The 25,958-nt window shown below is 68.2% G+C and carries 28 protein-coding genes; 11 read left to right on the forward strand and 17 right to left on the reverse strand.

The window, feature by feature from the left end:
- Positions 1-13: 13 nt before the first annotated feature.
- The 8 genes from WT97_RS29285 to WT97_RS29315 form a co-directional block, all read right to left on the reverse strand.
- The gene (locus WT97_RS29285; RefSeq protein ID WP_060037158.1) at positions 14-643 is read right to left on the reverse strand and encodes a LysE family translocator; all 630 of its coding nucleotides are present in this window, start codon (positions 641-643) and stop codon (positions 14-16) included.
- A 98-nt stretch (positions 644-741) separates the two neighbouring features.
- Entirely contained in the window at positions 742-915 is a 174-nt protein-coding gene (locus WT97_RS34705; protein WP_006486739.1) for a hypothetical protein, read from the reverse strand.
- 32 nt (positions 916-947) lie between these two features.
- Positions 948-1,391 (reverse strand): copper chaperone PCu(A)C, encoded by a 444-nt coding sequence (locus WT97_RS29290; RefSeq protein WP_060037160.1) that lies wholly within the window; start codon positions 1,389-1,391, stop codon positions 948-950.
- 83 nt (positions 1,392-1,474) lie between these two features.
- Entirely contained in the window at positions 1,475-1,840 is a 366-nt protein-coding gene (locus WT97_RS29295) for a copper resistance protein CopC (protein ID WP_059795322.1), read from the reverse strand.
- A gap of 290 nt (positions 1,841-2,130) precedes the next feature.
- Entirely contained in the window at positions 2,131-2,508 is a 378-nt protein-coding gene (locus tag WT97_RS29300) for a DUF2946 domain-containing protein (protein ID WP_059795325.1), read from the reverse strand.
- 92 nt (positions 2,509-2,600) lie between these two features.
- Entirely contained in the window at positions 2,601-3,095 is a 495-nt protein-coding gene (locus tag WT97_RS29305) for an SRPBCC family protein (protein WP_060037220.1), read from the reverse strand.
- Between the two features lie 58 nt (positions 3,096-3,153).
- Positions 3,154-3,456 (reverse strand): 2Fe-2S iron-sulfur cluster-binding protein, encoded by a 303-nt coding sequence (locus WT97_RS29310; RefSeq protein ID WP_059502422.1) that lies wholly within the window; start codon positions 3,454-3,456, stop codon positions 3,154-3,156.
- Positions 3,457-3,538: 82 nt separating this feature from the next.
- On the reverse strand, positions 3,539-5,434 hold the full coding sequence (locus tag WT97_RS29315; protein ID WP_060037162.1) for a sigma-54-dependent Fis family transcriptional regulator: 1,896 nt from the start codon (positions 5,432-5,434) through the stop codon (positions 3,539-3,541).
- A gap of 185 nt (positions 5,435-5,619) precedes the next feature.
- Between WT97_RS29315 and WT97_RS29320 the strand changes: the two genes are divergently transcribed.
- Together WT97_RS29320 and WT97_RS29325 are read left to right on the forward strand one after the other, a co-directional pair.
- Positions 5,620-5,895, forward strand: a complete 276-nt coding sequence (locus tag WT97_RS29320; protein WP_249189237.1) for a DUF2964 family protein — start codon at positions 5,620-5,622, stop codon at positions 5,893-5,895.
- Positions 5,896-6,134: 239 nt separating this feature from the next.
- Positions 6,135-6,422: a DUF1488 domain-containing protein gene (locus WT97_RS29325; protein WP_006480750.1), complete on the forward strand. Its 288-nt coding sequence runs from the start codon at positions 6,135-6,137 to the stop codon at positions 6,420-6,422.
- A gap of 245 nt (positions 6,423-6,667) precedes the next feature.
- Here the strand turns inward: WT97_RS29325 and WT97_RS29330 are convergent, their stop codons facing one another.
- Positions 6,668-7,969, reverse strand: coding sequence for an NCS2 family permease (locus tag WT97_RS29330; RefSeq protein ID WP_060354905.1), 1,302 nt, complete (start codon positions 7,967-7,969; stop codon positions 6,668-6,670).
- A gap of 805 nt (positions 7,970-8,774) precedes the next feature.
- Here WT97_RS29330 and WT97_RS29340 point away from each other — a divergent pair.
- Positions 8,775-9,053: a hypothetical protein gene (locus tag WT97_RS29340; RefSeq protein WP_034186190.1), complete on the forward strand. Its 279-nt coding sequence runs from the start codon at positions 8,775-8,777 to the stop codon at positions 9,051-9,053.
- 172 nt (positions 9,054-9,225) lie between these two features.
- Here WT97_RS29340 and WT97_RS29345 read toward each other — a convergent pair whose 3' ends face one another.
- The 5 genes from WT97_RS29345 to WT97_RS29365 form a co-directional block, all read right to left on the reverse strand.
- Positions 9,226-9,600, reverse strand: a complete 375-nt coding sequence (locus tag WT97_RS29345) for a DUF2917 domain-containing protein (protein ID WP_060037222.1) — start codon at positions 9,598-9,600, stop codon at positions 9,226-9,228.
- A 251-nt stretch (positions 9,601-9,851) separates the two neighbouring features.
- Positions 9,852-10,139 (reverse strand): hypothetical protein, encoded by a 288-nt coding sequence (locus WT97_RS29350; RefSeq protein ID WP_059502430.1) that lies wholly within the window; start codon positions 10,137-10,139, stop codon positions 9,852-9,854.
- Between the two features lie 102 nt (positions 10,140-10,241).
- The gene (locus tag WT97_RS29355) at positions 10,242-11,147 is read right to left on the reverse strand and encodes a metal-dependent hydrolase (RefSeq protein WP_060037164.1); all 906 of its coding nucleotides are present in this window, start codon (positions 11,145-11,147) and stop codon (positions 10,242-10,244) included.
- Positions 11,148-11,182: 35 nt separating this feature from the next.
- On the reverse strand, positions 11,183-12,970 hold the full coding sequence (locus WT97_RS29360; RefSeq protein ID WP_060037166.1) for an SDR family oxidoreductase: 1,788 nt from the start codon (positions 12,968-12,970) through the stop codon (positions 11,183-11,185).
- A 44-nt stretch (positions 12,971-13,014) separates the two neighbouring features.
- Entirely contained in the window at positions 13,015-13,914 is a 900-nt protein-coding gene (locus tag WT97_RS29365) for a M24 family metallopeptidase (RefSeq protein ID WP_059502434.1), read from the reverse strand.
- Positions 13,915-14,203: 289 nt separating this feature from the next.
- Between WT97_RS29365 and WT97_RS29370 the strand changes: the two genes are divergently transcribed.
- Both WT97_RS29370 and WT97_RS33775 read left to right on the forward strand, forming a co-directional pair.
- Complete coding sequence (locus WT97_RS29370) at positions 14,204-14,476, forward strand: CopG family ribbon-helix-helix protein (protein ID WP_059502436.1); 273 nt, start codon at positions 14,204-14,206, stop codon at positions 14,474-14,476.
- On the forward strand, positions 14,464-14,754 hold the full coding sequence (locus WT97_RS33775; RefSeq protein WP_082742335.1) for a type II toxin-antitoxin system RelE/ParE family toxin: 291 nt from the start codon (positions 14,464-14,466) through the stop codon (positions 14,752-14,754). The genes WT97_RS29370 and WT97_RS33775 overlap by 13 nt, the downstream gene beginning before the upstream one ends.
- 81 nt (positions 14,755-14,835) lie before the next feature.
- On the opposite strand, the gene WT97_RS29380 is transcribed toward WT97_RS33775, so the two are convergent.
- The 3 genes from WT97_RS29380 to WT97_RS29390 all read right to left on the reverse strand — a co-directional run bounded on the left by WT97_RS29380 (position 14,836) and on the right by WT97_RS29390 (position 18,291).
- The gene (locus tag WT97_RS29380; RefSeq protein ID WP_059502441.1) at positions 14,836-15,609 is read right to left on the reverse strand and encodes a slipin family protein; all 774 of its coding nucleotides are present in this window, start codon (positions 15,607-15,609) and stop codon (positions 14,836-14,838) included.
- Positions 15,606-17,138, reverse strand: a complete 1,533-nt coding sequence (locus tag WT97_RS29385; RefSeq protein ID WP_060037224.1) for a nodulation protein NfeD — start codon at positions 17,136-17,138, stop codon at positions 15,606-15,608. Before WT97_RS29385 ends, WT97_RS29380 begins: the two co-directional genes overlap by 4 nt.
- A gap of 121 nt (positions 17,139-17,259) precedes the next feature.
- Entirely contained in the window at positions 17,260-18,291 is a 1,032-nt protein-coding gene (locus WT97_RS29390) for an AraC family transcriptional regulator (RefSeq protein ID WP_059502443.1), read from the reverse strand.
- 136 nt (positions 18,292-18,427) lie between these two features.
- Here WT97_RS29390 and WT97_RS29395 point away from each other — a divergent pair, with 136 nt between their 5' ends.
- The 6 genes from WT97_RS29395 (at position 18,428) to WT97_RS29420 (ending at position 25,920) form a co-directional block, all read left to right on the forward strand.
- Complete coding sequence (locus tag WT97_RS29395; RefSeq protein WP_060037170.1) at positions 18,428-19,561, forward strand: acyl-CoA dehydrogenase family protein; 1,134 nt, start codon at positions 18,428-18,430, stop codon at positions 19,559-19,561.
- 165 nt (positions 19,562-19,726) lie between these two features.
- Complete coding sequence (locus WT97_RS29400) at positions 19,727-21,433, forward strand: AMP-binding protein (protein ID WP_060037172.1); 1,707 nt, start codon at positions 19,727-19,729, stop codon at positions 21,431-21,433.
- A 112-nt stretch (positions 21,434-21,545) separates the two neighbouring features.
- Positions 21,546-23,075 carry a CoA-acylating methylmalonate-semialdehyde dehydrogenase gene (locus WT97_RS29405; RefSeq protein WP_060037175.1) on the forward strand — a complete coding sequence of 510 codons (1,530 nt, stop codon included), beginning with the start codon at positions 21,546-21,548 and terminating at the stop codon, positions 23,073-23,075.
- A gap of 18 nt (positions 23,076-23,093) precedes the next feature.
- Complete coding sequence (gene mmsB, locus WT97_RS29410) at positions 23,094-23,996, forward strand: 3-hydroxyisobutyrate dehydrogenase (RefSeq protein WP_060037226.1); 903 nt, start codon at positions 23,094-23,096, stop codon at positions 23,994-23,996.
- Positions 23,993-24,784, forward strand: coding sequence for an enoyl-CoA hydratase (locus WT97_RS29415; RefSeq protein WP_060354906.1), 792 nt, complete (start codon positions 23,993-23,995; stop codon positions 24,782-24,784). Before mmsB ends, WT97_RS29415 begins: the two co-directional genes overlap by 4 nt.
- Positions 24,781-25,920, forward strand: a complete 1,140-nt coding sequence (locus WT97_RS29420; RefSeq protein WP_060037179.1) for an enoyl-CoA hydratase/isomerase family protein — start codon at positions 24,781-24,783, stop codon at positions 25,918-25,920. The genes WT97_RS29415 and WT97_RS29420 overlap by 4 nt, the downstream gene beginning before the upstream one ends.
- Positions 25,921-25,958 lie beyond the last annotated feature (38 nt).

Raw genomic sequence — 25,958 nt, forward strand, 5'->3', positions numbered from 1 at the left:
GGATCGGGCCGGCCTACGCCTGCCGCGCGGTCAGCAGCTTGATGCCGAGCCCGACGAACAGCAGCCCGCTCGCGCGCTTGAGCGCGCGCACCGCGCGGCTCATGCCGAAACCGCGATGCAGGCGGCGCACGCCGGCCGAATAGACACTGTGAACGATCACGACCGTGCAGGCGATCGTCGCGTACATCACGACGAACTGCAGCGCGAGCGGGCGATCGTGCACGATGAACTGCGGCATGAACGCGGACAGGAAGATCATCGTCTTCGGATTGCTGCCCGACACGAACAGCGCTTCGCGGAACAGTTTCCGGCGATCGGGCGCGACGATCTCGGCCGCGCCGCTCGATGCGGCGGTCTTGCTATCGCCGCGCAACTGCCGGACACCCAGGTACATCAGATACGCGGCGCCGATCACCTTCATCGCGACGAACAGCGGCGGCATCGCCGCCAGCACCGCGCCGACACCGAGCGCGACCAGCAGCACGACCACGCCCTGCGCGACGAGGTTGCCCGCGATCGTCGCGACGGTGCCGTGCATGCCATAGCGCACCGTGTTGCGGATCACGAGCAGCACGTTGGGCCCCGGCGACAGCGTCGTGGCGAGATAGGCTGCGGCGAACAGCATCCAGGTCTGAATGGACATGCGGCGCTCCGAAAGGCGGTTGCGGCGGTCGGGATGAAGCGATGATGCCACGCCAATAATGGCGCGGGCCGCCGCCGCAACCGTGCCGTCGTCGCGCGTCAGCGCGCGTCGCGCATGCAGTACGCGGGAATCGACGGCGGTGTATCGATGGCGGCAGGCCGCGTCATCCATGCGATCCACGCGGCCCATAAGCCGCAGACGATCAGTACCGCGACATTCAGCGGCGTCCGGTAGCGGACGATCAGGTCGGCGAGCGGCAGGCGGTCTTTCATGAGCGTCTCCTTCGGTCGAGGGGCAGGCGGCGTTACTGGCCGGCGTAGGCCGGCGCCTTCGCGTCGCAGGTCACGGACACGGTCGAGCCGTCCGCGAAATGCAGCCGGAGCGGCACCTTCGCGCCGGGCGCGACGGCCTGGCGCGGCGCTTCCAGCATCGCGTGATAGCCCTTCGGCTTGAAGGCGACCGTGCCGTGCGCCGGCACGACGACCGAGTCGATGTGGACCATCTTCGCGGTGCTGCCGCTCGTCTGCGTTTCATGCATCATCGCCATCCCGTAGGCGGGCGTGTCGATACCGACGAGCGTCGCGGGTGCGTCGCCGTCGTTCTTCAGCGTGAAGTAGCCGGAGGACGGCACCGTCGCCGGCATCGTGCGGATCCAGCACGCATCGGCCTGTAGGGCCGGCGCGGCGAACGTGGCGGTCACGTGCAGCGCCAGCGCCGTGAGCAGGCCGGTCGAAATCGTGCGTTTCATCGTTTGTTCTCCTGATCGAGTGCGATGCCGGGGGCATCGATGCGAATGCGATCGGCACGGCGCGCCGATGCGCATCGCGTGCGTTACTTCAGCGTGAATGCGTAGCGGCCGTGCGTGCGATGGCCGTCGCTGGCCACCGCGATCCACGCGACCGTGTACGTGCCGGCCTTCAGATCGGCCAGTGCGACGCGCATCCGCTTCCGGTTGCCGGTGTCGACGGCCGACTTCCCGTCGACGACCGACTGCCCGTGGCTATCGGTCACGGCGATCGAGCTGAACGCCGGCTCGAGCGCCTCGCCGAAGTCGATCGTGACTGCGTGCGGCGCGCTCGACAGCGTGGCGTCGGGGGCCGGGTCCTGCGTTTTCGGGAGCGCGTGCGCATGGGCGGCCTGGATGACGACGAAGCCGAGTGCGGCGAGCGCGCCGCGAACGAAAGGGGTGGTTTTCATGGCTGGATGAGCGAGTGACGAATCGGATGGAAAAGACGGATTCGACGGACGGCTGCGCGAGCGGCATCGATGTCGGCGGCGATTGGCGCGGCCGTGCGCGGTCGGACATTCGCATGCGGGCGAATGCAGGCGCGGTCATTCGAACCGGCGGCGGCCAACCGCGCACACGGCACGGCGCCGCGCGCAGCATGGTGAGACATGATCGTCCTTCGAAACGTGACACGTCGCGCACGCGGGCGGCGTGCGCAGGCTGCGCGATGCACGACGGCATCACGCGCAATGACGACGGATCAGGACGCGAGCGGCGGGGCGCGCGGTTGCGCGGCCGTGAGCGGCAGCGCGCGGCGCAGGCTTTCGAAGCGGGTCGCCGCGCGATGCTCGATCGCGTGCACGTGGGCCGCGAACGTCAGTTCGGGGGCAGGCAGCGCGGGAGTATGAGCAAGCAGGCTGCAGTAGCCGCATGCGTGGAGATGCGCCTGCAGGCTTTTCGTCGACGTATCGGCGGAGCGATCGCCGGAGGCTGGCGCGGACGAACAGTAGCCGGCCAGCAGCGCGTCGACGCGGCCTTGCGTGGTCAGCGCCTGCGAGATCGTCGGCGCGAGCGCCGTCATCAGGATGGCGAGCATCCCGAGCAGACTGCCGATCTTCCGGAGGCGACGATTCAGCATGCGATGCGCGGCGGCGGGTGGACGACGATGCCGCCGATTATGCCACGCACGTCGATGCGTCGGCCGGCACGAACGTGCGGCGTAGCGGCGCGCTACGCGTGCAGCGCCAGATATTTCGCGATCAGCGTCATCTGCGCGGCCCAACCCTGGTCGTTCATTGCGCGCGCCGTCGCGCGACGCGCTTCGATCAACTGGTCGAAACCTGTTTCGGTGACCGTGAGCAACGTGCCGCCGGCCTGCGCCGCGAGCGTGAACGTGACGAGCGTCATCGGCTCGGACGCGTAATCGACGTTCGGATCGATCGCGAACGGATGCCAGCGGAACGAGAACAGTCGTTGCGGCTCGATGCGATCGACGACGATTTCGAACACGGTGCCCGCATAGGGCTCCTGCGCCTTCGCGACATCGTCGTCGACGCGGGTGGGCGTGATGCGGCCGAACAGCGGCTGGCCGGCCTCGAACGGGCCGTCGAACGAGACGCCGAACCACTGGCCGAATTCGCCGGAATTGCTGACGGCTGCCCAGACGCGGTCGGGCGCTGCGCCGAGCAGCGCCTGTTTTTCGATGCGATCGGTTTGCTGGGTCATCGTGTTCTCCATGCAGGATCGAGCGTTGCAGGACGACGCGCGCGCTCGCGCGCCGCGTCTAGTCGAGCATGGCCGCGTCGGGCACGTCGAGCACGAGGTCCGACGTTGCGACGGCCACGCACGGCAGCGTATAGCCGTCGGCCTTTTCCTCGCGGCTCAGCCCCGGCCATTCGATCGTGTAGCGTACGCTGCCGCTGACGATCCGGCAAAGGCAGCTTCGGCACGTGCCGTTGCGGCAGGAGCGCGGCAGCGACACGCGGGCGAACGCGGCGGCTTCGAGCACCGTCAGCGAATCGGGTGCGTCGAAGGTTGCGCCGAGCGGCTCGATGCGCACGAGGGACGGGTGTTCTGGATCGGTCATGACTGAAGCGGGCAGCGGTTCGGCGGCGACGCGCCAAGCATACCCGAACCCGCCGGCGGCCGGAGGCCGCCAGCCGCGGGCGTCAGTGCCGTCGCAGATACCGGTACACGGTATTGCGGGCGAGACCGAGTTCGCGCGCGGCCGCCGATACGTTGCCGCCATGCCGCGCGAGCACCGCATCGATCATCGCGGCCTGGTGGCTTTGCAGCGTCGTGCCTTCGCGCTTGCCGGCCGGCGTGGCTGCTTCCGGCGCAGCCGCGGCGTCGTCGCAGTCGAGCCAGAAATCGTCGGGCAAATGCGCGAGCGTGATCTCGTCTTCGTCCTCGGCGAGCATGCCGGCCGTACGCAGCACGTTGGTCATCTGCCGCAGGTTGCCGGGCCAGCGGTGGCGCGCGAACGCGTCGAGCACGTCGGCCGCGAGGCGGCGCGGCATCGGCTCGCTGCGCGCGAGCCGCGCGAGGATCCGCTCGACGAGCGCCGGCAGGTCGGTGCGCGTGGCGAGCGCCGGCAGCGTGACCGCGAGCCCGTTGATCCGGTAGAACAGGTCTTCTCGGAACGTGCCGTCGGCGATCATCGCGCGCAGGTCGCGGTGTGTCGCGCAGACCACGCGCACGTCGACCGGCACCGCGCGTGCGCCGCCGAGCGGCATCACCGCGCGCTCCTGCAGCACGCGCATCAGCCGCACCTGCTGCGCGAGCGGCATGTCGCCGATTTCGTCGAGAAACAGCGTGCCGCCGTCGGCCTGCGCGATCTTGCCGGGGCTGCCGCGCTTGCGCGCGCCCGTGAACGCGCCGTCTTCATAGCCGAACAGCTCGGCCTCGATCAGCGAATCGGGCAGCGCCGCGCAGTTCACCGCGACGAACGGGCCGTCCGCGCGCGGCGACGCCTGGTGCAGCGCGCGGGCGAGCCATTCCTTGCCGGTGCCGGTCTGGCCGAGGATCAGCAGCGGCAGGTCGCGCCCGCGGATCTTCGCGACGCGTTCGAGCACGGCGGCCATGCGCGCGTCGCCGGTGTCGAGCGTCGCGAACGTGATCGCGTCGGGGTCCGGAGCACGCACGCGCGCGGCCGGCGCGGCCGGCCTGACGGCGACGGTCGTTTTCTGCGCTTCCGGGAATTCGCAGCGCGCGAGCACGCGCACGCCGGTCGACAGCGTGAGGCGGAACGTGGCGCCCGGTGCGCGCGCGGCCTGCTGCGCGAGCTGGCCGAAGCGCATGCCGAACAACGCGTCGCTGGCCTGGTGCTGCAGTGCGTCGAACGACGCGCCGAGCTGGAACTGGGCGCTGCGGTTCGCGGCGATCAGCCCGCCATCGGGGCCGAAGGCGACGAGCCCCGCGAACAGCGAATCGACGCAATCCTCGTGTGCGTGAAAGCGCAGCCGCAGCGCTTCGCCGCACTGGTTCGCGAACAGGTGGTTCTCGATCAGTTGCGCGGACATCCGCACGAGCGCGAGCGTATGCGGGCTGGCGCCGCGCGGGTCGCCGCTCACGTCGAGCGTGCCGAGCGTGCGGCCGAACGGATCGGCGATCGGCGCGCACGCGCAGGTGAGGATGTGGTTGGCGCGCAGGAAATGTTCGGACCCGTGCACGACGACGGCCTGGCCCGACGCGAGCGCGGTGCCGATCGCGTTGGTGCCGCGCGCGCCTTCGGCCCACGACACGCCGTTGCACAGCGCGACGCGGTTGGCTTTCTCGATGAAGTCCGCGTCGCCGATGCTGTGCAGGATCACGCCGTCGGCGTCGGTCAGCAGCACCAGGCTTTGCGTCTCGGCGATCTGCGCGTGAAGATCCTCCATCACCGGGCGGGCATGTGAGAACAGTGTGTGGTTCGTGTCGAGCAGTTCGCGCAGCGCGACGCGCGACAGCGGCGAGAAATCGGGGCGTTCGTGCGCGCGCAGGCCGACCGCGGTCGAACGCGCATGCGCCTGCGCGAGCAGGTCGGTACGCCCCGCGGCGGCGGGCAGCACGAAGGGTTGCGGCATGGTTTGTCTCCTGTTCCCGGGGCCGTCGGGACCGATCGGATCGGAATCGGCGGCGGAGTGCGGCTCCGCTCGCGGTGCGCCATTCGGCGCGACAGTCGTCCGTCCGGGTACGCATCATCATACAAGCGCCACGTGCGATGTGCGACCGCGAACAAAATCCCCTTGCTTTTAAGCGCCCGCCTGCAATGATGGAAATGGAGCACGCACGCGCCGTGTTCCGCACTGCAACAAGCATGCGACGCGACATGCATCCGTTCGGGAGACGCATCATGGTTCGGGCGGAACTGAGAGTCGTGCTGGCGGCCATCGCCACCTTCATCATGCTGGGCGGCATTGCCGTGGCGATCCACGGATTGCTGTTCGATTTGACCGACGCGGTGAGATACGGAGCGGCCGCGATTGCGGTGGGCGTCACGACCGCCGCGATCGCGCTCAACGTCTGGCCGACCGATCCGCACTGACTCCGTTTGCGAAACGGTGCCGGATGCCGCGCAGATCAGACGAAATGCGCGTCGGAACGACGCACACCGAAATTTTTGTCTCCCGCGCGAAACCGTCTAAAGTGGAATTCAACCGGCATGCCTCGACTGCGCGACACCCCGCGGTCGGGGCCTCTGCCGGCGAGCCCGCATCCATTTCGTCCGGCCGGTGGCGGACGACGGACGCGGTCATTCGTTTTCTACCGGTCGAGGCGGCTTCCATGCAGATCCATTTCACGAACGAGAAGCCTGAGTATTCGGGGCGTGACCTGATGCTGGCGTTCACGGCTCTGGTCAATGGCGAGCGCGTCCAATGCCAGATCACCGCGGAGGCGCTGGAAGACCACTTCGGCGCGGCATCGCCCCGCTTCGAGGACATGGTCGGCGCATTCGACCAGCACCGCGAGCGCATCGAGGCGGCCGCGCGGCGCCTGCTGTCGGAAACGCGCGCGCAATGCGTGACGCTGCGCAGCGGCTATGTGCGTTTCTACGAGGCCAACTGGCGCTGACGCGACGACGCACGTCCGGCGGCGCGCGCCTCCGGGCGGCGCACGCGAAGACGTTGCCTTCACGCAATGCCGTTCGGCGGGGCCGGGCGGCATTTTCGTATGCGGGCCGTGCGGGACGATCGAGCGTCGATAGGAGCGTGCGCGCGGGTTCGTCAGGATCGCAGACGAATCGTGCGAAAACGAAAAACGCCACCCGAAGGTGGCGTTTTTTTCATTTCACCGCGCGGTGCAGCGATGCGCTTCGCTTACTCGCTGCCGAGATAGAAGAAGCGGAACAGGAACACGGCCGCGATGATCCACACGATCGGCTTGACCGTGCGGCCCTGGCCCGTCAGCAGCTTGAGGCCGCCGTACGCGATGAAACCGAACGCGACGCCGTTCGCGATCGAGTACGTGAACGGCATCAGCAGCGCGGTCAGTGCAGCCGGCACGGCTTCCGTCGCGTCGTCCCACGGCACCTCGACCATCTCGCGCAGCATCAGGCACGACACGTACAGCAGCGCGGGCGCGGTCGCGTAGGCCGGCACGACGCCGGCGAGCGGCGCGATGAACAGGCACGCGAGGAACAGCACCGCGACGGTGATGGCCGTCACGCCGGTGCGGCCGCCGGCCTGCACGCCCGACGCGCTTTCGATATACGCGGTGGTCGACGACGTGCCGAGCACCGAGCCCGCGACGATCGCCGTGCTGTCGGCGAGCAGCGCCTTGTTCAGGCGGTGCATCTTGCCTTCGACGAGCAGGCCCGCGCGATTCGCGACGCCCATCAGCGTGCCCGTCGCGTCGAACAGCTCGACGAGGAAGAACACGAGGATCACGTTGATGATGCCGGTCGACAGCGCGGCGCGGATGTCGAGCTTGAACAGCGTCGCATCGATCGACGGCGGCGCGGAGAACACGCCGTGGAACTGGTTGTCGCCGAAGAAGAACGACAGGATCGTCACGCCGATGATGCCGATCAGGATCGCGCCGCGCACGCGCAGGTGGTCGAGCGTGACGATCGTGAAGAAGCCGACGATCGCGAGGATCGTCGTGGGCTTGTGCAGATCGCCGAGCGTGACGAGCGTGGCCGGGTTGCCGACGATCACGTCCGACGTCTTCAGCGAGATGATGCCGAGGAACAGGCCGATGCCGGCGGTAATGGAAATCCGCAGCGATTTCGGAATGCCGTTGACGATCGCCTCGCGCACGCGGAACAGCGTGACGAGCAGGAACAGACAGCCGGAAATGAACACGGCGCCGAGCGCGGCCTGCCACGTGAAGCCCATGCCCTTGACGACCGTGTACGCGAAATACGCGTTCAGGCCCATGCCGGGCGCGCACGCGATCGGGTAGTTCGCGTACAGCCCCATGATGATCGACGCCAGCGCCGCGACGAGGCAGGTCGCGACGAACACGGATTCCTTCGGCATGCCGGCGTCGCCGAGGATCGCGGGGTTGACGAAGATGATGTAGGCCATCGTCAGGAACGTGGTGACGCCCGCGAGTATTTCGGTGCGGAAGTCGGTGCCGGCTTCAGCGAAGCCGAAATACCGCTTGATGGATTCCATGAAGGCGTTTCTCCGGTCGGGTTGTCGTGTTGATTGTTGTGCCGATTTGTTGTAAAGGCAGCGCGGCCGGCTAACTGTAACCAGCCACTATTGCCCGGCTATCGGCGGATTGTAATAGCGCGGATAGCTCGGACGATATAGTTGGAGGGCACGATCGATTGCCTGCGCGCGAACGGTCGGGCAGCCCGCCCGCGCGACGAAGGCGCGCATTTTACCGGTTCGCGGGGCACGGGCCGGCAGAAATGGCTGAAACGGGGGAAACGAGCGGAAGGGGCGCGGGGCCGGCGCACGACGCCAGCCGATGCATGCGCAACGGCACGGCGGCAGCGTCGCACGCGGCCGGTGCGCAATGACATGCGACTGAAACGGGGCGACCGCATGCTGCACGAACGCGGTGCAGGCGGCGCGTGCACGCGAATGCACGTGCGCGGCCGGCACGTGCGCGCGGCGGCGTGCAGCGGTCATTCGTCAGTCCAGGCGGTGGCGGGTATCGGGCAATCGTGCGCCGAAGCCGTTCCGTCCGCAACTGTCATTTCGCGATGCGGGGGCGACTGTGGTTTCTGTGTAAAAGATTGCAAGACCCCATCGCGTAAACCGGCAACTCTTTCTAGGATAGATACACCGCGCATGCACACGCCGGCCGGTCATTGCCGACGCGGGGAGTCGCAGTCCGTGCAGGCCAGGCGGTGAATGGCGGTCAAGGCCATTGCGCGTTTGGGCAGGCACGGCCGGTCAGGCACGGCCAGTTAGGCATGGCCGATTGCGATTGCCCGATGCGGGTTCGTCCGTAATCACGGAGGTCAGCATGTTGAACTGGATCAGCCGCTGGGCGATGCGACACGCCCCCACGCCGGAAAAAACCGCCGCTTCGATGCTCGTGACGGCGCGCATGGAACTGTTCGCAGCCGAACAGCGCGTCATCGATGCGAAATTACAGGCGGATTACTGGCGCACACGTGTGTCATTCCTCGAAGAGGTGCAGAAGCAGGGCATCGATCCGTGGGTGACCTCGCAGGCCGCGCAACGTCCCGACGTCGATTCCACGCCCCGAAGCACGGGCCCGCGTCTCGCCGCCAGCACCTGATGCACCTGCTGCATCCCCTCGCTGCGCACGGCGCGCGATCGCTCGCGGCACGCACGGGCGTGCCGCGTCCTTCGATGCGCACCTGCGGCGCGTTGCGCCGCGGGTGTGTCCGTTTCCGGATACCGTGATGCCGCACGCCACGGTTTGCCGTCGTGCGTGCGAACTCACCGCGTCAATCCCTTCTTCGCCATCGTCCAACGAGCAAACGCCGTAGTGGCGCGAGCGCGCGTCTCAGCCGCTCGCCGCGCCGCACGTACGCCGTCGTGATCGACGCTTCGGCCGCCGCGTCATCGTCGGTGCCGAGCCAGATGCGATCGCCGCGTGCGATGCGCAGCACGTCGCCGGGGCGTACCCAGTAGTCGTCGATGCTCGGTGGGCGCGTGATCCACAGCGGCGCGCCGTGCGCACGAATTTCCGCATCGCTGGGCGCGCGCCAGGTCAGTGTCGTGCGCGGCGCGACCGCGAAGCGGATCACGACGGTCGGTAACGCGATCGTGCCGGCGTGGCGCCGATCGCGGCGTTCGAACAGCGGGCTTGCCTGGTCCATCGTCTTCTCCATTCAGTGAGCCGGACGGATGACGTGCACCAGAACAAAAAGGCCTCATCCGTTTCCGGCGAGGCCTTGTGTGACATGCGGTACTGCTCGATTGCTAACGCACAAGCGCCTCCCGTGATCCATTCTTTCGAATGTTCACCGGGCAATGATTCGCGATGGCGATGAGCTTGAACGTAGGCATGCGAACGATTTTGTTGTCGGCGTGCGGCGTTGTCAACGACTATTTTCGAGATGGACGGCGATCACGCGTCGCGTTGCGCGAGCCCGTTCACGAGCAGTTCGGACAGTAGGCCCGTCATTCCGTTCGGATGGTCGGCGGCGCGCGCCTTCAACTGTTCGACCAACTCGGCGTTGAGCTTGCACGCGAACGGCACGAGGCCCTGTTCCTGGTCGAGCTTGCGTTGCGCGCGGCGATCCAGCTTCGCCGCCTCCTCGGCGCCCTTGCCGAAACGCGCGGAGCTCGACTGCTTCATCGCGTGCGTCAGCTTGAGCGCCTTGTTCTTTTCGAGATCGGTTTTCTTCATGGCCATCGCGGCACCTCCGGGAATTGAAGCCGCGATTGTACGCATTTCGGCGGACGCCGCCCGGCGGCGCCATCGCAACCCCGCTTGCGACGCCGCCCGCGCATCCGCTCACGCGCCTTTCGTCGTGCCCCAGTTGCCGCCGTGCGCGGCCGCCTGCGCGGCCGGCGAGCGCGCGAGGTAGGCGAGTGCCTGTTCGGTCGAGCCCTCGTGGTGCGGCGTATAGCCCGGCTTGAAATAGCGCAGCGCCGCGCCGATCACCTTCCAGAACGACGGCAGGTGCCCGCGCCGCGAACCCTGCCGCCACGCGCGCGCGAAGCCGGGGTAACGGCCGGCGTCCGGGTCGCGCCGGTACATGAATTTCGCGCCGGTCGTGATGTAGTAGAGCAGCAGCACGATCACGAACGCCATGTGCACGCAGCGCTCCGGATAGGTGCCGCCCATGTGCCGGTAGATGTCGAACGCGACGGTGCGGTGCTCGACTTCCTCGGCGCCGTGCCAGCGCAGCAGGTCGACCATCGTCGGGTCGGCGCGGCCTTCGTCGAGGCCGTGCGCGTTGAGCACCCAGTTGCCGAGATAGCCGAAGAAATGCTCGAGCGACGCGATCACGGCCAGTTGCTGCCGCAGCCAGAAACGCGTATGGCCGATCTTCAGCCCCAGCGGCTGCTCGCCGAGCACGCGCGTGAACAACCGGTTGAGCTTCTGCGTGAACGGCTTCGTGTCGATGCCGTGGCGATCGTAGTAGTGCTTGAGCACGCCGCCGTGCGAACGCGAATGCACGGCCTCCTGCCGCAGGAAGCCTTCGGCTTCGTCGCGCAGGCGTGCATCGGTGATCAGCGGCAGCGCCTTGTTGTACACGCGGCAGAACCACAGCTCGCCTTCCGGGAACAGCAGGTTCAGCGTGTTGATGATGTGCGTGCTGCCCGGATCGTTCGGCACCCAGGTGATCGGCGTATCGCTGAAGTCGAACTTCACGTGCCGGGCCTTGATCTTGTGGTAGTCGGCGGTATCGGTCATGTCGTCTCCTTGTCCCTGTGCAGCGTCGAGCGCCGTCAATGTGATGCCATGCTGATGCGCGCGAGCATCCGGCCCAGCCACGGCATGAAGCGGCCGACGAAACGCATCGCGTGCGCTTCGCCGCCGACCGCCACGACGGGGCGGTTGCGCAGCACGCCGTCGACCATCGCCCGCGCGACGGTTTCGGGTTTCAGGCCGCGCATCTGGTACAGCCTGGTCGCACGTTTACGCAACCGCGCTTCGTCCTGTGCGCTGGCGCCTGCGTAGTGCGTCGACGCCATGATTCCGGTCTCCGCGAAACCGGGGCACACGGCCGTCACGCCGATGCCTTTGCCCGCGAGTTCCGCGCGCATGCATTCGCTGAGCATCAGCACCGCGGCCTTCGTCGTCGCATAGGCGGGCAGGTCGCGCGACGGGCCGAACGCGGCGGCCGACGCGGTATTGACGATGTGCCCGCCGGTGCCGCGCGCGGCCATTTGCTGGGCGAACAGCCGCGAGCCATGGATCACGCCCCACAGGTTCACGTGCAGGATGCGCTCCCAGTCCCGCGTGCCCGTGTCGAGGATGCCGCCGGCCATGCCGATGCCCGCGTTGTTGATCACGATGTCCGCGCCGCCGAGTTCGCCGCCGACCCAGGTCGCGAGCGCTTCCATTTCGTCCGCGGACCCGACGTCGACACGTTTCGCATGCGCGTGCGCGCCGGTCAGCCCGATGAGCAGCGCGGTGCGCTCGGCGCTCGCGAGATCGATGTCGCATGCGACGACCGTCGCGCCTTCGCGAGCGAAGGCCAGCGCCGCGCAGCGGCCGATCCCGCTGCCCGCGCCGGTGACGACCGCGACCTTGCCGCCGAAGCGCCCGCTGGTTGCGCGGCGGCGCGCGTTAGCGAGCGCAGGCGGTTCGTTGCCGGATTCGACCGCGTCGATCAATTGCCCGGCGAGATCCGCGAAGCGCGCGGGATCGGCGAGCGGCAGCCAGTGGCCGGCAGCGACTTCGCGGCGGTAGTACTGCGGCACCCAGCGCGACAGGTTCTCGGACAGCGCGGGGCTCACGTATTTGTCGCCGAGCGGCACGATCGTCTGCACCGGTGCGTGCGCATAGCGTTCGCGCGGCGCGAACAGGCAGCGGATGAAGTTCGCGCGATAGAGGCGTACGCCGCGCGCGCCGTCGTCGGCCTGGGTCGGCCGCGGCGCGGCGGGCGTTTTCTCGAGCCGGCGCAGCAGGCCCGGCCACGCGCGGCCGAGCCACAGCCGCCAGCCGAGCTCGGGGATGAGCGGCAGGTGGAACAGATACACGTACCACGAGCGCACGAGCTGGCCGCCGAGCGTGGCCAGCGACGCGGGCGTCGGGCGCAGCACGCGCTCGCGCAGCCAGAAGCCGACGTGGTCGAGGCATGGCCCCGAGCACGACGTGTACGACGCGATGCGGCCGGCGAGGCGCGGGTCGGTGACGAATTCCCAGCCCTGGATCGAGCCCCAGTCGTGTGCGACGAGGTGCACGGCGCGGCCCGGGCAGAGCGCATCGATCACCGCGACGAAATCGTCGGTCAGCTTCGCGAGATGGTAGTCGGCCGTGCGCTTCGGCACGCCGGACAGGCCCGCGCCGCGCACGTCGTACGCGATCACGTAGTGCCGGCGTGCGAGCAGTGGCGCGACGTGCTGCCAGACGCTGCTGTCGTCGGGATAGCCGTGCACGAGCACGACCGGCGAGCGGGCCGGATCGCCCCAGGTCCTGACCGCGAGCGTCAGGTCGCCGGAGGCGACCGCCGTTTCGGCGTGAACCGATTCGAACAGGGCCAGCGGCGCTTCGTCGGAAAGAGACTGCATCGTGAGTCCGTCGTTCAGAGAGTCGGGAGGCGGGAGCGGGTGCGTCAGGCAGCGGCCGGCACGTTCGCCGCGGCGTGCGCGCGTTCGGCCTGGCGGCGGCGCCAGCGGCGCACGTGCGGCAGATCGTCGTCGAGCCAGTACGCGTCGTCGTCGGTGATCACCAGCAGTTCCTCGAATTTCGCGCCGACGCCCGCGAAGCCGAGATGCGGCTCGACGGCCCACAGGCCCGGCACGGGCGCATGCTCGGAGCGGCGGTCGATCGACCACAGCGGCGACCAGCCTTGCTGCTTCGCCGCGCGGCCCTGGTCGAGCAGCAGGTTGCGCGTCGCGTTCAGCCCGAAGCGGGCGACGAAGCGCGGCTTCGACAGCTTGTGGATCTTCGCGACACGATGCGCGAGCACCTTGAACGGGTAGGCCTTGTGGCGCGGCTCGACGCCCTGGCGGCGGCACAGCGCGTCGACTTCCTGCGCGACTTCCGCCATCGGCCGGCGCGCCTTCACGAGCCGCACGATCATGTCGCGATGGTCCATCAGGTCGTCCTGCAACTGCTCGAGGATCGGGTTGCGGCCGAGGCAGTGCGCGTAGCCGACATCGGCGACGATGCCGTCGAGCACCGGCGCGACGTCGAGGATCACCGGCATGTCGGTTTCGAGTTGGCGGTTGCTCGGGAAGAACGCGAGATTGAAGCCGCCCATGTGCTTGAGGCCGGAGAAGCCCTCGAACGCGGTGCGATCGCCGAACCATGCGAATGGCTTGTGCAGCCAGTCGTGCACGCCGTTGTCCTGCAGCCATTCGGTCAAGAGGCGCGCGGCTTCCTTCTCGGTGATGCCGGGGTACAGCATCGCGCCGACGGTTTCGACGCAGCGGTACGCGAGCTGCTGGACCGCGCGGAATTGCGGCAACTCGTCGAGATGGACTTCCGGCAGCGGGTGGTGGGCGGTCATGATGCGTCTCCGTCGAGGGTGCTGATCCGGAACGCGCCCGCCAGTGTTCATCACCACGAGCTATTCAGTCAGCATTTAATGTGTCATTGCGCGATGTAACGATAATAGACGGTTCCGGAAAACGCGCTAGCCCCGTGGGGTGAGGATTTGTCCTAATGGAGAGGCGAAATGGAAGGAAGGCTCTAGCGCACTGATGGCCGGGGTACTTTTCGGTGTCGATCCAATATTGCTTTTCGAGCGAGGCCAGACCTACAATATTCAAAGGTAATACCTCTGGATACTTTTTATCGTGGCAACCTCGATCAAACTCGATCCGGCCCTTCAGGAGCGGGTGCGTCATCTGGCCGAACAGCGTCGGCGCACGCCGCACTGGATCATGCGCGAGGCGATCGCGCAATATGTGGCGCGCGAGGAAAAGCGCGAGTCGTTCAAGCAGGAAGCGATGCAGGCATGGGCAGACTATCAGTCGACGGGGCTGCACGTGACGCACGAGGAGATGGACGCGTATCTCGAGAAGCTCGAGGCCGGTGAAGCAGCGGAGCCGCCCGAGTGTCACGACTGATCTGGACGCGAACTGCCCAGCAAGCGATTGTTCGCCTTCATCGTTTTCTCGCCGACCAGGATCCGCTGGCCGCGCGTCGTGCGATCAAGGCGATTCGTACTGGCGTCGACGTTCTGGTTCGACAGCCCCGGCTCGGTCGTCCCGTCGACGAACTCGATACGGTTTTTCGCGAATGGCTGATCGATTTCGGCGACAGCGGATACGTGGTGATGTACAGGGTCGATGATGATGGCGTCGCGATCCTGACGATCAGGCATCAACGGGAAGCCGGGTATTGAGCGACCGGGCCACGCCTGCCGCCATCGTGTCACGCTCCATTGCACGATGGCCGGGTATCGTCCATACGCACATCAGCACCGCTAATCCTCCCGCTTCCCCCCCAACCGCTCCAGCAACGCCCCCAGCAGATCGATCGGCAGCGGGAACACGATCGTCGAATTCTTGTCCGCGGCGATCGTCGTCAACGTCTGCAGGTAGCGCAACTGCATCGCCTGCGGCTGCTGCGCGAGCCGCTGCGCGGCCTGCAGCAGCTTCTCCGACGCCTGCAATTCGCCTTCCGCATGAATCACTTTCGCGCGCCGCTCGCGCTCGGCTTCGGCCTGCCGGGCGATCGCGCGGATCATCGTCTCGTTCAGGTCGACGTGCTTGATTTCGACCGTCGACACCTTGATCCCCCACGCGTCCGTCTGCGCGTCGAGCGTCTTCTGGATGTCCGCGTTCAGTTGCTCGCGCTCGGCCAGCAGTGCGTCGAGGTCGTGCTTGCCGAGTACCGAACGCAACGTCGTCTGCGAGAGCTGGCTCGTCGCGTCGAAGAAGTGCGCGACCTGGATCACGGCCTTCTCCGGATCGACGACACGGAAATACACGACCGCGTTGACCTTCACCGACACGTTGTCGCGCGTGATCACGTCCTGCGGCGGCACGTCGAACACGACGGTGCGCAGGTCGATCCGCACGACCTGCTGGACGATCGGGATGATCAGCACCAGCCCCGGCCCCTTCACTTTCCAGAACCGGCCGAGCATGAACACGACACCACGCTCGTATTCGCGAAAGATGCGGATCGACGACGCGACGAGCACCACGACGAAGACGACCAGGACGCTGCTGAAGCCGAACGTGTAACCGATCATGGAGGTTCTCCCTGGGGATGGGCGGGGGCGGGCACGTCGTAGAGCGGCGCGACCGTCAGCGTCAGCCCGTGGCGGCCGGTGACGCGCACGCGGCAGCCGGCGGCCAGCGGCGTGCTGCTCGCCACGCGCCAGCGCTCGCCGTGCACGCGCGCCCAGCCGGCGGCCGACGGCGGCGCGCCGGCCGCGTCGTTCGGCTGGTCCGGATGCAGGCCGTCGTCGAGGACTTCGCCGATGCTGCCGAGCATCGCCTCGGCGCCCGTCACGACCGGGCGGCGCCGCGCGCGCAGCGCGACGCTCGACACGCCCGCGACGAGCAGCCCGCCGCCGAGCGCGAGGCTCGCGATCACGGGCCACGGAATCCCGTAGCCGGGCACGTCGGTGTCGATCAGCATCAGCGCGCCGATCGTGAACGCGACGATTCCGCCGAACCCGAGCACGCCGAAGGTCGGCAGGAATGCCTCGGCGACGAGGCAGCCGAGCCCGAGCAGCACGAGGCCGAGGCCCGCATAGCTGACCGGCAGCAACTGCATCGCGAACAGCCCGATCAGCAGGCAGATCGTGCCGGCGACGCCCGGCAGCACGAAACCGGGGTTCGCGAATTCGAAGAAGAGGCCGTAGATGCCGATGGTCAGCAGGATCAGCGCGACGTTCGGATCGGCGATGATCGCCAGGAAGCGGCTGCGCCAGTCGGGCGCGAGCACGATTAGCGGCGCGTGCGCGGTCGCGAGATGCAGCGTGCCGGCAGTGGTCGTCGCGGCGCGGCCGTCGAGCTGGCGCGCGAGATCGGCCGGATCCTGCGCGATCAGGTCGACGACGTGCTGTATGCGCGCCTCGTTCGCCGACAGGCTCACGGCCTCGCGCACCGCGCGCTCGGCCCATTCCGCATTGCGCCCGCGCAATTGAGCGAGGCCGCGGATGTACGCGGAAGCGTCCTGTATCGCCTTGCGGATCTCGGTCGATTGCGTGTCGGTCGGCAGCGCTGCGGCCGTGGCGGACGCGCCCGATGCACCCGATGCACCGGTGGGTGCGCCCGGCGGCGCGGCGCCGCCGATGCCGAACTGCACGGGCGACGCCGCGCCGAGATTGGTGCCGGGCGCCATTGCCGCGAAGTGGCTCGCATAGACGATGTAGGTGCCCGCGCTCGCCGCCCGCGCGCCGCCCGGCGCGACGAACGCGGCGACCGGCACCGGCGAGCCGAGGATGGCCTTGATGATCTGCCGCATCGACGTATCGAGGCCGCCGGGGGTGTCGAGCTGCACGATCGCGAGCGGCGCGTGCTCGCGGGCCGCGCGGTCGAGCGAACGCACGATGAAATCGGCGCTGGCCGGGCCGATCGCGCCATTGACGGGAATCACGACGACCGGACGCGCGGCCGGCGCGTCGGCCGGTGGCGGCGCGGCGAGCGCGGCGCATACGACGAGCAGCGCCGCGAACAGCGCGGCGCGCGCGACCCGCGCGGACAGCGGGTGACGGGGGCGGCCGGCGGGCGCGGCAGGCGCCGGCGGCGGCTCATGACGGTGAAAGCGCATCGGGACGTCCGGGCGGCGCACGGCCGCGTGCCGTCCGGCTTGCGGAAAGGGCGTGGGCCCGATACTTGAAGATTAGGCGGTTTCGGGGCAAAGCGCGAAGGTGCGGCCGCGCCGGCCGGATTCAGCTGGCGCCGCCACCGCGCGCGAGCACTTCGTCGCGATAGTCGGCCGGGCTGCGCCCGCTCCATTTGCGGAACGCGCGGTAGAACGCGCTCGGCTCCGCGAATCCGGTCGCGGCCGCGACGTCGGCGATCGTGCGTGTGGGGTCGGCCAGCGCCTCGAACGCGAGATCGCGCCGCAGCGTGTCCTTGATCGACTGGTACGCGTGGCCTTCCTGGTGCAGCTTGCGTCGCAGCGTGGCCTCGGCCACGTGCAGCCGCGCAGCCATCCCGCCTGCGCCCGGCCACGCGGCGGGCGGCATCCCGCGCAGCACTGCGCGCACGCGCTGCGCGAGCGCGTTCGGGTTGCGGTACTTGACGATGAAGCTGGCCGGCGCGTTGCGCAGAAACGTTTTCAGCGTCTTCGCGTTCTGCACGACCGGCAGCGTCGCGAATTCGGGATCGAAATCGACATACGAATCGGGCTCGTTGAAACGCATGTCGTCGCAGAACATCGACGGATATTCGTGATCGGCGGGCGGCGTGTCGCAACGGAAGCTCGCATGCAGCAGCGGAATGCGCCGGCCGATCAGCCAGCACGTGAGGCCGTAGACGATGATGAAATAGGTTGCGTACGTGAACATCGCGGGCGTCGCGCCGTTGCGGTGCACGAAACGCAGCCGCACGCGCTGCGGGTTCGCGTCGAGTTCGGCGTGCAGGTCGTCGAGCACGCAGTGCATGAAATTCACCGCGCGCGCCATCGCGTGAAGCCCGTCGCGGGCGGACAGCGCGGCCTGGCTCATCGCGATGAAGCTGCCGCTGCGCATCGGGTGGCGATCCTGCCCGAAAAACTCGTCGTCGAGCGTGCGCGCGATGGCGTTCCACAACGCGCCATATTGCTGCGCGGACACGCGTGCGCGCGGCTGCCCGAGCAGCGCGGGCGCGATGCCGGCCTGCGCGAGCAGCGGCTCGGCCGCGACGCCGCGCCGCGTGGCCAGCGCGACGCTGTACGCGACGAGGCCGATCGCGACGGTTCCCTTGTCTTCCTGCTTCATCGGTGTCGCCGGTATGGCAAAAACGCTCAGTGTAAATGAGCGACGCGAGCATCGAACAGTCGCGCGTGCTTGCCTACACTTGTTGCATCGAAACGCAAGGACGGTCGCGCCCGGCGGCCGCGGGAGACTGCAGCACATGGACGAGCTTTACACCGAAGACCAGCGGATGATCCGCGATGCGGCGCGCGCTTTTGCCACGGAGATGCTGGCGCCGAATGCCGCGCAGTGGGACCGCGACGCCCACCTGCCCGACGCGATCGTCGCGCAGCTCGGCGAACTGGGCCTGCTCGGGATGATCGTGCCGCAGGAACTGGGCGGCTCGTATACGGATTACGTGGCCTACGCGCTGGCGATGGAGGAAGTGGCGGCCGGCGACGCCGCGTGCGCGACGATGATGAGCGTGCACAACTCGGTCGGCTGCGGGCCGATCCTCGGCTTCGGCACGCCCGCGCAGAAGGATCGCTGGCTGGCCGACATGGCGGCCGGCCGCGTGATCGGCGCATTCTGCCTGACCGAGCCGCATGCCGGTTCCGAGGCGAACAACCTGCGCACGCGGGCCGAATTGCGCGACGGCAAATGGGTGCTGAACGGCGCGAAGCAGTTCGTGACCAACGGCCAGCGCGCGGGCGTCGCGATCGTTTTTGCCATGACCGACCCCGAAGCCGGCAAGCGCGGCATTTCCGCGTTCCTGGTGCCGACCGACACGCCGGGCTTCATCGTCGGCAAGCCCGAGAAGAAAATGGGCATCCGCGCGTCCGACACCTGCCCGATCACGTTCGAGAACTGCGCGATTCCCGAAGAAAACCTGCTCGGCAATCGCGGCGAAGGGCTGAAGATCGCGTTGTCGAACCTCGAAGGCGGGCGCATCGGCATCGCCGCGCAGGCGCTCGGCATCGCGCGCGCCGCGTTCGACAAGGCGTGCCGCTATGCGGGCGAGCGTGTGCAGTTCGGCAAGCCGATCGCCGAGCATCAGGCGATCCAGCAGAAGCTCGCCGACATGGCCGTGCAGATCAACGCCGCGCGCCTGCTCGTGCATCACGCGGCGAAGCTGCGCACGGCCGGGTTGCCGTGCCTGTCGGAAGCGTCGCAGGCGAAGCTGTTCGCGTCCGAGATGGCCGAGCGCGTGTGCTCGGACGCGATCCAGATTCACGGCGGCTACGGCTATCTGGTCGATTACGAAGTCGAGCGTCACTATCGCGACGCGCGCATCACGCAGATTTACGAAGGCACGAGCGAAGTGCAGCGGATGGTGATCGCGCGACAGCTTTGAGTCGCGACGGTCGCACCGACGACGGCATCACGCAGGGCACGAGGGCAGCGCGGCGAACGCGGCACGCAACGACGTGACCGTGCGCCGTGCAACACGGAGCCGGGCATGTGCGGCGGCACATGCGCCGGTTGACCGCTGGGCATGGAGACTGGACGGAGACGACACATGACGGTACAGGCATTCCTGGACGCACGCGACTTCCTGCTGCGCCATCGCACCGACTACGACACCGCGTACCGCGAGTTCGAATGGCCGGTGCTCGATGCGTTCAACTGGGCGCTCGACTACTTCGACCCGATGGCGCGCGGCAACGACCAGCCCGCGCTGTGGATCGTCGATGCGGCGACCGGCACGGGCGATCCGTATTCGTTCGCGCAGATGTCCGAGCGTTCGTCGCGGATCGCGAACTGGCTGCGCTCGATCGGCGTCGTACGCGGCGACCGCATTCTGCTGATGCTGCCGAACCGTGTCGAGCTGTGGGACGCGATGCTGGCCGCGATGAAGCTCGGCGCGATCGTGTTGCCCGCCACCACGCAACTGTCGCCCGACGACGTGCGCGACCGCGTGCGGATCGGCGGCGCGAAATACGCGATCGTCGACGACAACGAAACCGCGAAGTTCGAGCAACCCGATCTCGGCCTCGCGCAAAAGATCGTCGCCGGTGCGCCGCGCGCGGGCTGGCTCGCGATGAACGACGGCTATGCGGTGAGCGCCGCGTTCGAGCCGGACGCCGTCACGCACGCGAACGATCCGATGCTGCTGTACTTCACGTCGGGCACGACGTCCAAGCCGAAGCTCGTCGAGCATACGCATCGCACCTATCCGGTCGGCCATCTGTCGACGATGTACTGGGTCGGCCTGCAGCCGGGTGACATCCACTGGAACATCAGCTCGCCCGGCTGGGCGAAGCATGCGTGGAGCTGCTTCTTCGCGCCGTGGAATGCGCAGGCGTGCGTGTTTGCGTTCAACTATGCGCGCTTCGAGCCGAAGGTCGTGCTCGATGCGCTCGTCAAATACCGGGTGACCACGCTGTGCGCGCCGCCGACCGTGTGGCGCATGCTCGTGCAGCAGCCGCTCGCGTCGTTCGACGTGAAGCTGCGCGAGATCGTCGGCGCGGGCGAGCCGTTGAATCCCGAGATCATCGAGCGCGTGAAGAAGGCGTGGAACATCTCGATCCGCGACGGCTACGGCCAGACCGAGACGACCTGCCTGATCGGCAACTCGCCGGGCCAGCCGGTGGTCGCAGGATCGATGGGCCGGCCGCTGCCCGGCTACCGGATTGCGCTGCTCGATCCGGACGGCGCGCCCGTCAGCGAAGGCGAGGTCGCGCTGCCGCTCGGCGATGGCGCCGCGCGCCCGGTCGGGCTGATGAACGGCTATGCGAACAATCCCGACGCGACGGCCCATGCGATGCGCGACGGCCACTACCGCACGTCGGATATCGCGATGCGTCGCGACGACGGCTACTACGTGTACGTCGGCCGCGCGGACGACGTGTTCAAGTCGTCCGACTACCGGCTGAGCCCGTTCGAACTCGAGAGCGTGCTGATCGAACATCCGGCGATCGCCGAGGCGGCCGTCGTGCCGAGCCCGGACCCCGTACGGCTGTCGGTGCCGAAGACTTTCATCACACTGCGCCAGGGCTACGAGGAAAGCCCCGCGCTCGCGCTGGAGATCTTCCGTTTCTCGCGCGAGAAGCTCGCGCCGTACAAGCGCATTCGCCGCCTGCAATTCGCGGAGCTGCCGAAGACGATCTCGGGGAAGATCCGCCGCGTCGAGCTGCGCCGCCGCGAGATCGAGCGCGGCGACGACGCGACCGCGCGCATGCCAGGCGAATACTGGGAAGAGGATTTCGCCGCCGAACTGAAATGACCGATCGCGGGCCGCGCGAGCCGCATGCCGCGGCCGCCGCCCGCAGCCGAATCGAACCGGTCGCGCGGCGGCATGTCGCTATGCTGCGACCCACTGCAAGGAGAGTGCTCTGATGAACGCGAATCCGACGCCCCGTACGGGGCAAGACGTGCCGACGGTCAAGCTGCTGATCGACGGCGCCTTCGTCGAGTCCGCCACCGACGAGTGGCGCGACGTCGTCAACCCGGCGACGCAGCAGGTGCTCGCGCGCGTGCCGTTCGCGACCGTCGCGGAAGTCGACGCGGCCGTGCAGGCCGCGCACGCCGCCTATGCGACGTGGAAGAACACGCCGATCGCCGCGCGCATGCGCATCATGCTGAAGTTCCAGGATCTGGTGCGTGCGAACCAGCAGCGCATCGCGAAGACGCTGACGGCCGAGCAGGGCAAGACGATTCCCGACGCCGAGGGCGACATCTTCCGCGGCCTCGAAGTGGTCGAGCACGCATGCTCGATCGGCACGCTGCAACTGGGCGAATTCGCGGAGAACGTCGCGGGCGGCGTCGACACCTACACGCTGCGCCAGCCGCTCGGCGTGTGCGCGGGCATTACGCCGTTCAATTTCCCCGCGATGATCCCGCTGTGGATGTTCCCGATGGCGATCGTGTGCGGCAACACGTTCGTGCTGAAGCCGTCGGAGCAGGACCCGATGTCGACGATGGAACTCGTCGAGCTCGCGCTCGAGGCCGGCATACCGAAAGGCGTGCTGAACGTCGTGCATGGCGGCAAGGAAGTCGTCGACGCGATCTGCACGCATCCGCTCGTGAAGGCGATCTCGTTCGTCGGTTCGACGGCGGTCGGCACGCACGTATACAACCTCGGCAGCCAGCACGGCAAGCGCGTGCAGTCGATGATGGGCGCGAAGAACCACGCGATCGTGCTGCCCGACGCGAACCGTGAGCAGGCGATCAACGCGCTCGTCGGCGCGGGCTTCGGCGCGGCCGGCCAGCGCTGCATGGCGACCTCGGTCGCGGTGCTGGTGGGCAAGGCGCGCGAGTGGCTGCCCGACATCGTCGCGAAGGCGAAGGCGCTGAAGGTCAACGCGGGAGCCGAAGCCGGCACCGACGTCGGCCCGGTCGTGTCGCGCGGCGCGAAGGCGCGGATCCTGACGCTGATCGACGCGGGCATCAAGGAAGGCGCGAAGCTCGAACTCGACGGTCGCGACGTGAAGGTGCCCGGCTATGAGGACGGCAACTTCATCGGCCCGACGATCTTCTCGGGTGTGACGACCGACATGTCGATCTACACGCATGAAATCTTCGGGCCGGTGCTGGTCGTGATGGAGGTCGACACGCTCGACGACGCGATCGCGCTCGTCAACGCGAACCCGATGGGTAATGGCGTGGGCATCTTCACGCAGAGCGGCGCGGCGGCGCGCAAGTTCCAGAGCGAGATCGACGTCGGCCAGGTCGGCATCAACATTCCGATTCCGGTGCCGGTGCCGTTCTTCAGCTTCACCGGTTCGCGCGGCTCGAAGCTGGGCGATCTCGGCCCGTACGGCAAGCAGGTCGTGCAGTTCTACACGCAGACCAAGACGGTCACCGCGCGCTGGTTCGACGACGACACGACGGCCGGCCCGGTGAATACGACGATCCGGCTGCATTGAGCGGTGGAGGAAACGAACATGAAAATCGGATTCATCGGCCTCGGCCACATGGGCGCGCCGATGGCGCTGAACCTGCTGAAAGCCGGCCATGACGTGCATGCATTCGACCTGAGCGCCGACGCGTTGCGCGCGCTGCAGGACGCCGGCGCGCAGGCGGCCGCGTCGCCGCGCGATGCGGCGTCGGGCGCGACGTTCGTGATCACGATGCTGCCGGCCGCACCGCACGTGCGCTCGGTGCTGTCCGGCGAGAACGGCGTGCTGGCCGGCCTCGGCGCGGGCGCGACGGTGATCGATTCGAGCACGATCGACCCGGCGAGCGCGCAGGCGTTCGGCGCGCTGGTGCGCGAGCACGGCGGCACGTTCGTCGATGCGCCGGTGTCGGGCGGCACCGGCGGCGCGGCGGCCGGCACGCTGACCTTCATGGTCGGCGGCAGCGATGCGGATTTCGAGCGCGTGAAGCCCGTGCTCGCCGGCATGGGCAAGAACATCGTCCACTGCGGCGCGACGGGCATGGGGCAGGTCGCAAAGGTCTGCAACAACCTCGTGCTCGGCATCTCGATGGCGGCGGTGTCGGAGGCGATGTCGCTCGGCGTCGCGCTCGGCATCGACCCGAAGGTGCTGGCCGGCATCGTCAACACGTCGACGGGCCGCTGCTGGAGTTCGGACACCTACAACCCGTATCCGGGCGTGATCGAGACCGCGCCATCGTCGCGCGGCTACACGGGCGGCTTCGGCACCGACCTGATGCTGAAGGATCTCGGCCTCGCGAACGATGCGGCGAAGCAGGCGCGCCAGCCCGTCTATCTCGGCGCGCTCGCGCAGCAGCTGTACCAGACGATGAGCAGCCGCGGCGACGGCCAGCTCGATTTCTCGGCGGTGATCCGCCTGTACCAACCGGCCACGAAGAAGGACGCCTCATGATCGAACTCGACTACGTCGACGACGGCGCGATCGCGTGCGCGACGCTCAAGCGTCCGCCCGCGAACGCCTTTACTGCCGACGGGCTGCGGCAACTGCAGGCGAGCGTCGCCGAACTGAATGCGAACCCGCGCGTGCGCGCGCTGGTGATCACCGGCGACGGCCCGAAGTTCTTCAGCGCGGGCGCCGACCTCAACACGTTCGCCGACGGCGATCGTGCGGTCGCACGCGCGATGGCGTCGCGCTTCGGCGCGGCGTTCGAGGCGCTGCAGGATGCGCGCGTCGTGACGATCGCGGCGATCAACGGCTATGCGATGGGCGGCGGCCTCGAATGCGCGCTCGCGTGCGACCTGCGGATCGCGGAGGCGCATGCGCAGATGGCGCTGCCCGAACCGTCGGTCGGCCTGCTGCCGTGCGGGCTCGGCACGCAGACGCTGCCCTGGCTCGTCGGCGAAGGCTGGGCGAAGAAGATCATCCTGACCGGCGCGCGCGTCGATGCGGCCACTGCGCTGCGGATCGGCCTCGTCGAGGACGTGGTGGAAAGCGGCGCCGCGCGCGATGCGGCGCTCGCGCTGGCGCGCGACGTCGTGCGGCAAAGCCCGCACGCGCTCGCCTACAGCAAGGAGCTGATCGGCCTCGCCCGTCGCGGCGTGCCGCGCGGCGCGGCGCTCGCGGTCGAGCGCGAACGCTTCGTCGACCTGTTCGACACGGCCGATCCGCGCGAAGGCGTGGCGGCGTTCCTTGGCAAGCGCGCACCGCAGTGGCGCACCGATGAGGAGTCGCAACGATGAGCACGCCGGTGACGAATCACGACGCATTCGCGGAGCATGCGCCCGAGGTGCTGTATCGCGTGGTGAACCGCGTGGCGCTGATCACGCTGAACCGGCCGGTCGCACTCAACGCGCTGTCGTACGCGATGATCGGCGAGCTGACCGCGCTGTTCGAGCGCTGCCACCACGACGACCGGATCGTCGCGGTCGTACTGCGCGGCGCGGGCGAGAAGGGCTTCTGCGCGGGCGGCGACGTGCGTGCGCTGTACAGGATGGTCGCGCAGCGCGAGACCTGGCTGCCGTTCTTCGTCGACGAATACCGGCTCGACTACGCGATCCACACGTTCCCGAAGCCGGTGGTCGCGCTGATGGACGGCGTGACGATGGGCGGCGGCATGGGGCTCGCGCAGGGGGCGGCGCTGCGCGTCGCGACCGAGCGCAGCAAGATCGCGATGCCGGAAACGCGCATCGGCCTCGTGCCCGACGTGGGGGCGACGCATTTCCTGTCGCGCATGCCGGCCGAACTCGAACTGTACGTGGGGCTGACCGGCGCGATGCTGTCGGGTGCCGACGCGCTGAGCGCGAAGCTCGCGGACCTGTGCGTGCCGTCCGCGTGGCTCGACACGTTCGAGACGCGCATCGAAAGCGTGAAGTGGGACGGCGATGCGCTGCCGTTGCTGCGCAAGGTATTCGAGCCGCCGTGCAACGTGGTGCCGCACGCGGCGCTCGACGGCCAGATGCCGTGGATCGTCCGTCACTTCGACAAGCGCTCGACCGTCGAGCGGATCGTCGCGACGCTCACGCAGGACCTGGCGCGCGACGAGCTGGCGCGCGAGCACCGTCAATGGTTGCAGGCGACGCTCGATGCGCTCGCGAGCCATTCGCCGACGATGCTCGCGGTGACGCGCGAAGCGCTGCTGCGCGGCCGGCAGATGACGCTCGCGGAATCGTTCCGGATGGAGCTCGGCATCGTGGCGCGCGCGATCGAGGAAGGCGATTTCTGCGAAGGCGTGCGCGCGCATCTCGTCGACAAGGATCGCAAGCCGCGCTGGGCCCCTGCGTCGCTCGTCGAGCTGCGCCCCGAGCGCGTGCGGCATTTCCTGACGTCGCCGTGGAAGCTGTTCGCACATCCGCTCGCCGATCTCGGCGCGGCGTGATGCGCCGACGCGCCATGCGGCGCGTCGGCTTTCACGCG

It is taken from the genome of Burkholderia sp. MSMB1459WGS, assembly GCF_001534535.1.
Classification (GTDB): domain Bacteria; phylum Pseudomonadota; class Gammaproteobacteria; order Burkholderiales; family Burkholderiaceae; genus Burkholderia.

What these genes read in the sequence shown, in the direction of transcription:
- WT97_RS29285 (WP_060037158.1), bottom strand. Translation starts at nt 643, where the DNA reads ATGTCCATTCAGACCTGGATGCTGTTCGCCGCAGCCTATCTCGCCACG.
- WT97_RS34705 (WP_006486739.1), bottom strand. Translation starts at nt 915, where the DNA reads ATGAAAGACCGCCTGCCGCTCGCCGACCTGATCGTCCGCTACCGGACG.
- WT97_RS29290 (WP_060037160.1), bottom strand. Translation starts at nt 1,391, where the DNA reads ATGAAACGCACGATTTCGACCGGCCTGCTCACGGCGCTGGCGCTGCAC.
- WT97_RS29295 (WP_059795322.1), bottom strand. Translation starts at nt 1,840, where the DNA reads ATGAAAACCACCCCTTTCGTTCGCGGCGCGCTCGCCGCACTCGGCTTC.
- WT97_RS29300 (WP_059795325.1), bottom strand. Translation starts at nt 2,508, where the DNA reads ATGCTGAATCGTCGCCTCCGGAAGATCGGCAGTCTGCTCGGGATGCTC.
- WT97_RS29305 (WP_060037220.1), bottom strand. Translation starts at nt 3,095, where the DNA reads ATGACCCAGCAAACCGATCGCATCGAAAAACAGGCGCTGCTCGGCGCA.
- WT97_RS29310 (WP_059502422.1), bottom strand. Translation starts at nt 3,456, where the DNA reads ATGACCGATCCAGAACACCCGTCCCTCGTGCGCATCGAGCCGCTCGGC.
- WT97_RS29315 (WP_060037162.1), bottom strand. Translation starts at nt 5,434, where the DNA reads ATGCCGCAACCCTTCGTGCTGCCCGCCGCCGCGGGGCGTACCGACCTG.
- WT97_RS29320 (WP_249189237.1), top strand. Translation starts at nt 5,620, where the DNA reads ATGATGGAAATGGAGCACGCACGCGCCGTGTTCCGCACTGCAACAAGC.
- WT97_RS29325 (WP_006480750.1), top strand. Translation starts at nt 6,135, where the DNA reads ATGCAGATCCATTTCACGAACGAGAAGCCTGAGTATTCGGGGCGTGAC.
- WT97_RS29330 (WP_060354905.1), bottom strand. Translation starts at nt 7,969, where the DNA reads ATGGAATCCATCAAGCGGTATTTCGGCTTCGCTGAAGCCGGCACCGAC.
- WT97_RS29340 (WP_034186190.1), top strand. Translation starts at nt 8,775, where the DNA reads ATGTTGAACTGGATCAGCCGCTGGGCGATGCGACACGCCCCCACGCCG.
- WT97_RS29345 (WP_060037222.1), bottom strand. Translation starts at nt 9,600, where the DNA reads ATGGACCAGGCAAGCCCGCTGTTCGAACGCCGCGATCGGCGCCACGCC.
- WT97_RS29350 (WP_059502430.1), bottom strand. Translation starts at nt 10,139, where the DNA reads ATGGCCATGAAGAAAACCGATCTCGAAAAGAACAAGGCGCTCAAGCTG.
- WT97_RS29355 (WP_060037164.1), bottom strand. Translation starts at nt 11,147, where the DNA reads ATGACCGATACCGCCGACTACCACAAGATCAAGGCCCGGCACGTGAAG.
- WT97_RS29360 (WP_060037166.1), bottom strand. Translation starts at nt 12,970, where the DNA reads ATGCAGTCTCTTTCCGACGAAGCGCCGCTGGCCCTGTTCGAATCGGTT.
- WT97_RS29365 (WP_059502434.1), bottom strand. Translation starts at nt 13,914, where the DNA reads ATGACCGCCCACCACCCGCTGCCGGAAGTCCATCTCGACGAGTTGCCG.
- WT97_RS29380 (WP_059502441.1), bottom strand. Translation starts at nt 15,609, where the DNA reads ATGATCGGTTACACGTTCGGCTTCAGCAGCGTCCTGGTCGTCTTCGTC.
- WT97_RS29385 (WP_060037224.1), bottom strand. Translation starts at nt 17,138, where the DNA reads ATGCGCTTTCACCGTCATGAGCCGCCGCCGGCGCCTGCCGCGCCCGCC.
- WT97_RS29390 (WP_059502443.1), bottom strand. Translation starts at nt 18,291, where the DNA reads ATGAAGCAGGAAGACAAGGGAACCGTCGCGATCGGCCTCGTCGCGTAC.
- WT97_RS29395 (WP_060037170.1), top strand. Translation starts at nt 18,428, where the DNA reads ATGGACGAGCTTTACACCGAAGACCAGCGGATGATCCGCGATGCGGCG.
- WT97_RS29400 (WP_060037172.1), top strand. Translation starts at nt 19,727, where the DNA reads ATGACGGTACAGGCATTCCTGGACGCACGCGACTTCCTGCTGCGCCAT.
- WT97_RS29405 (WP_060037175.1), top strand. Translation starts at nt 21,546, where the DNA reads ATGAACGCGAATCCGACGCCCCGTACGGGGCAAGACGTGCCGACGGTC.
- mmsB (WP_060037226.1), top strand. Translation starts at nt 23,094, where the DNA reads ATGAAAATCGGATTCATCGGCCTCGGCCACATGGGCGCGCCGATGGCG.
- WT97_RS29415 (WP_060354906.1), top strand. Translation starts at nt 23,993, where the DNA reads ATGATCGAACTCGACTACGTCGACGACGGCGCGATCGCGTGCGCGACG.
- WT97_RS29420 (WP_060037179.1), top strand. Translation starts at nt 24,781, where the DNA reads ATGAGCACGCCGGTGACGAATCACGACGCATTCGCGGAGCATGCGCCC.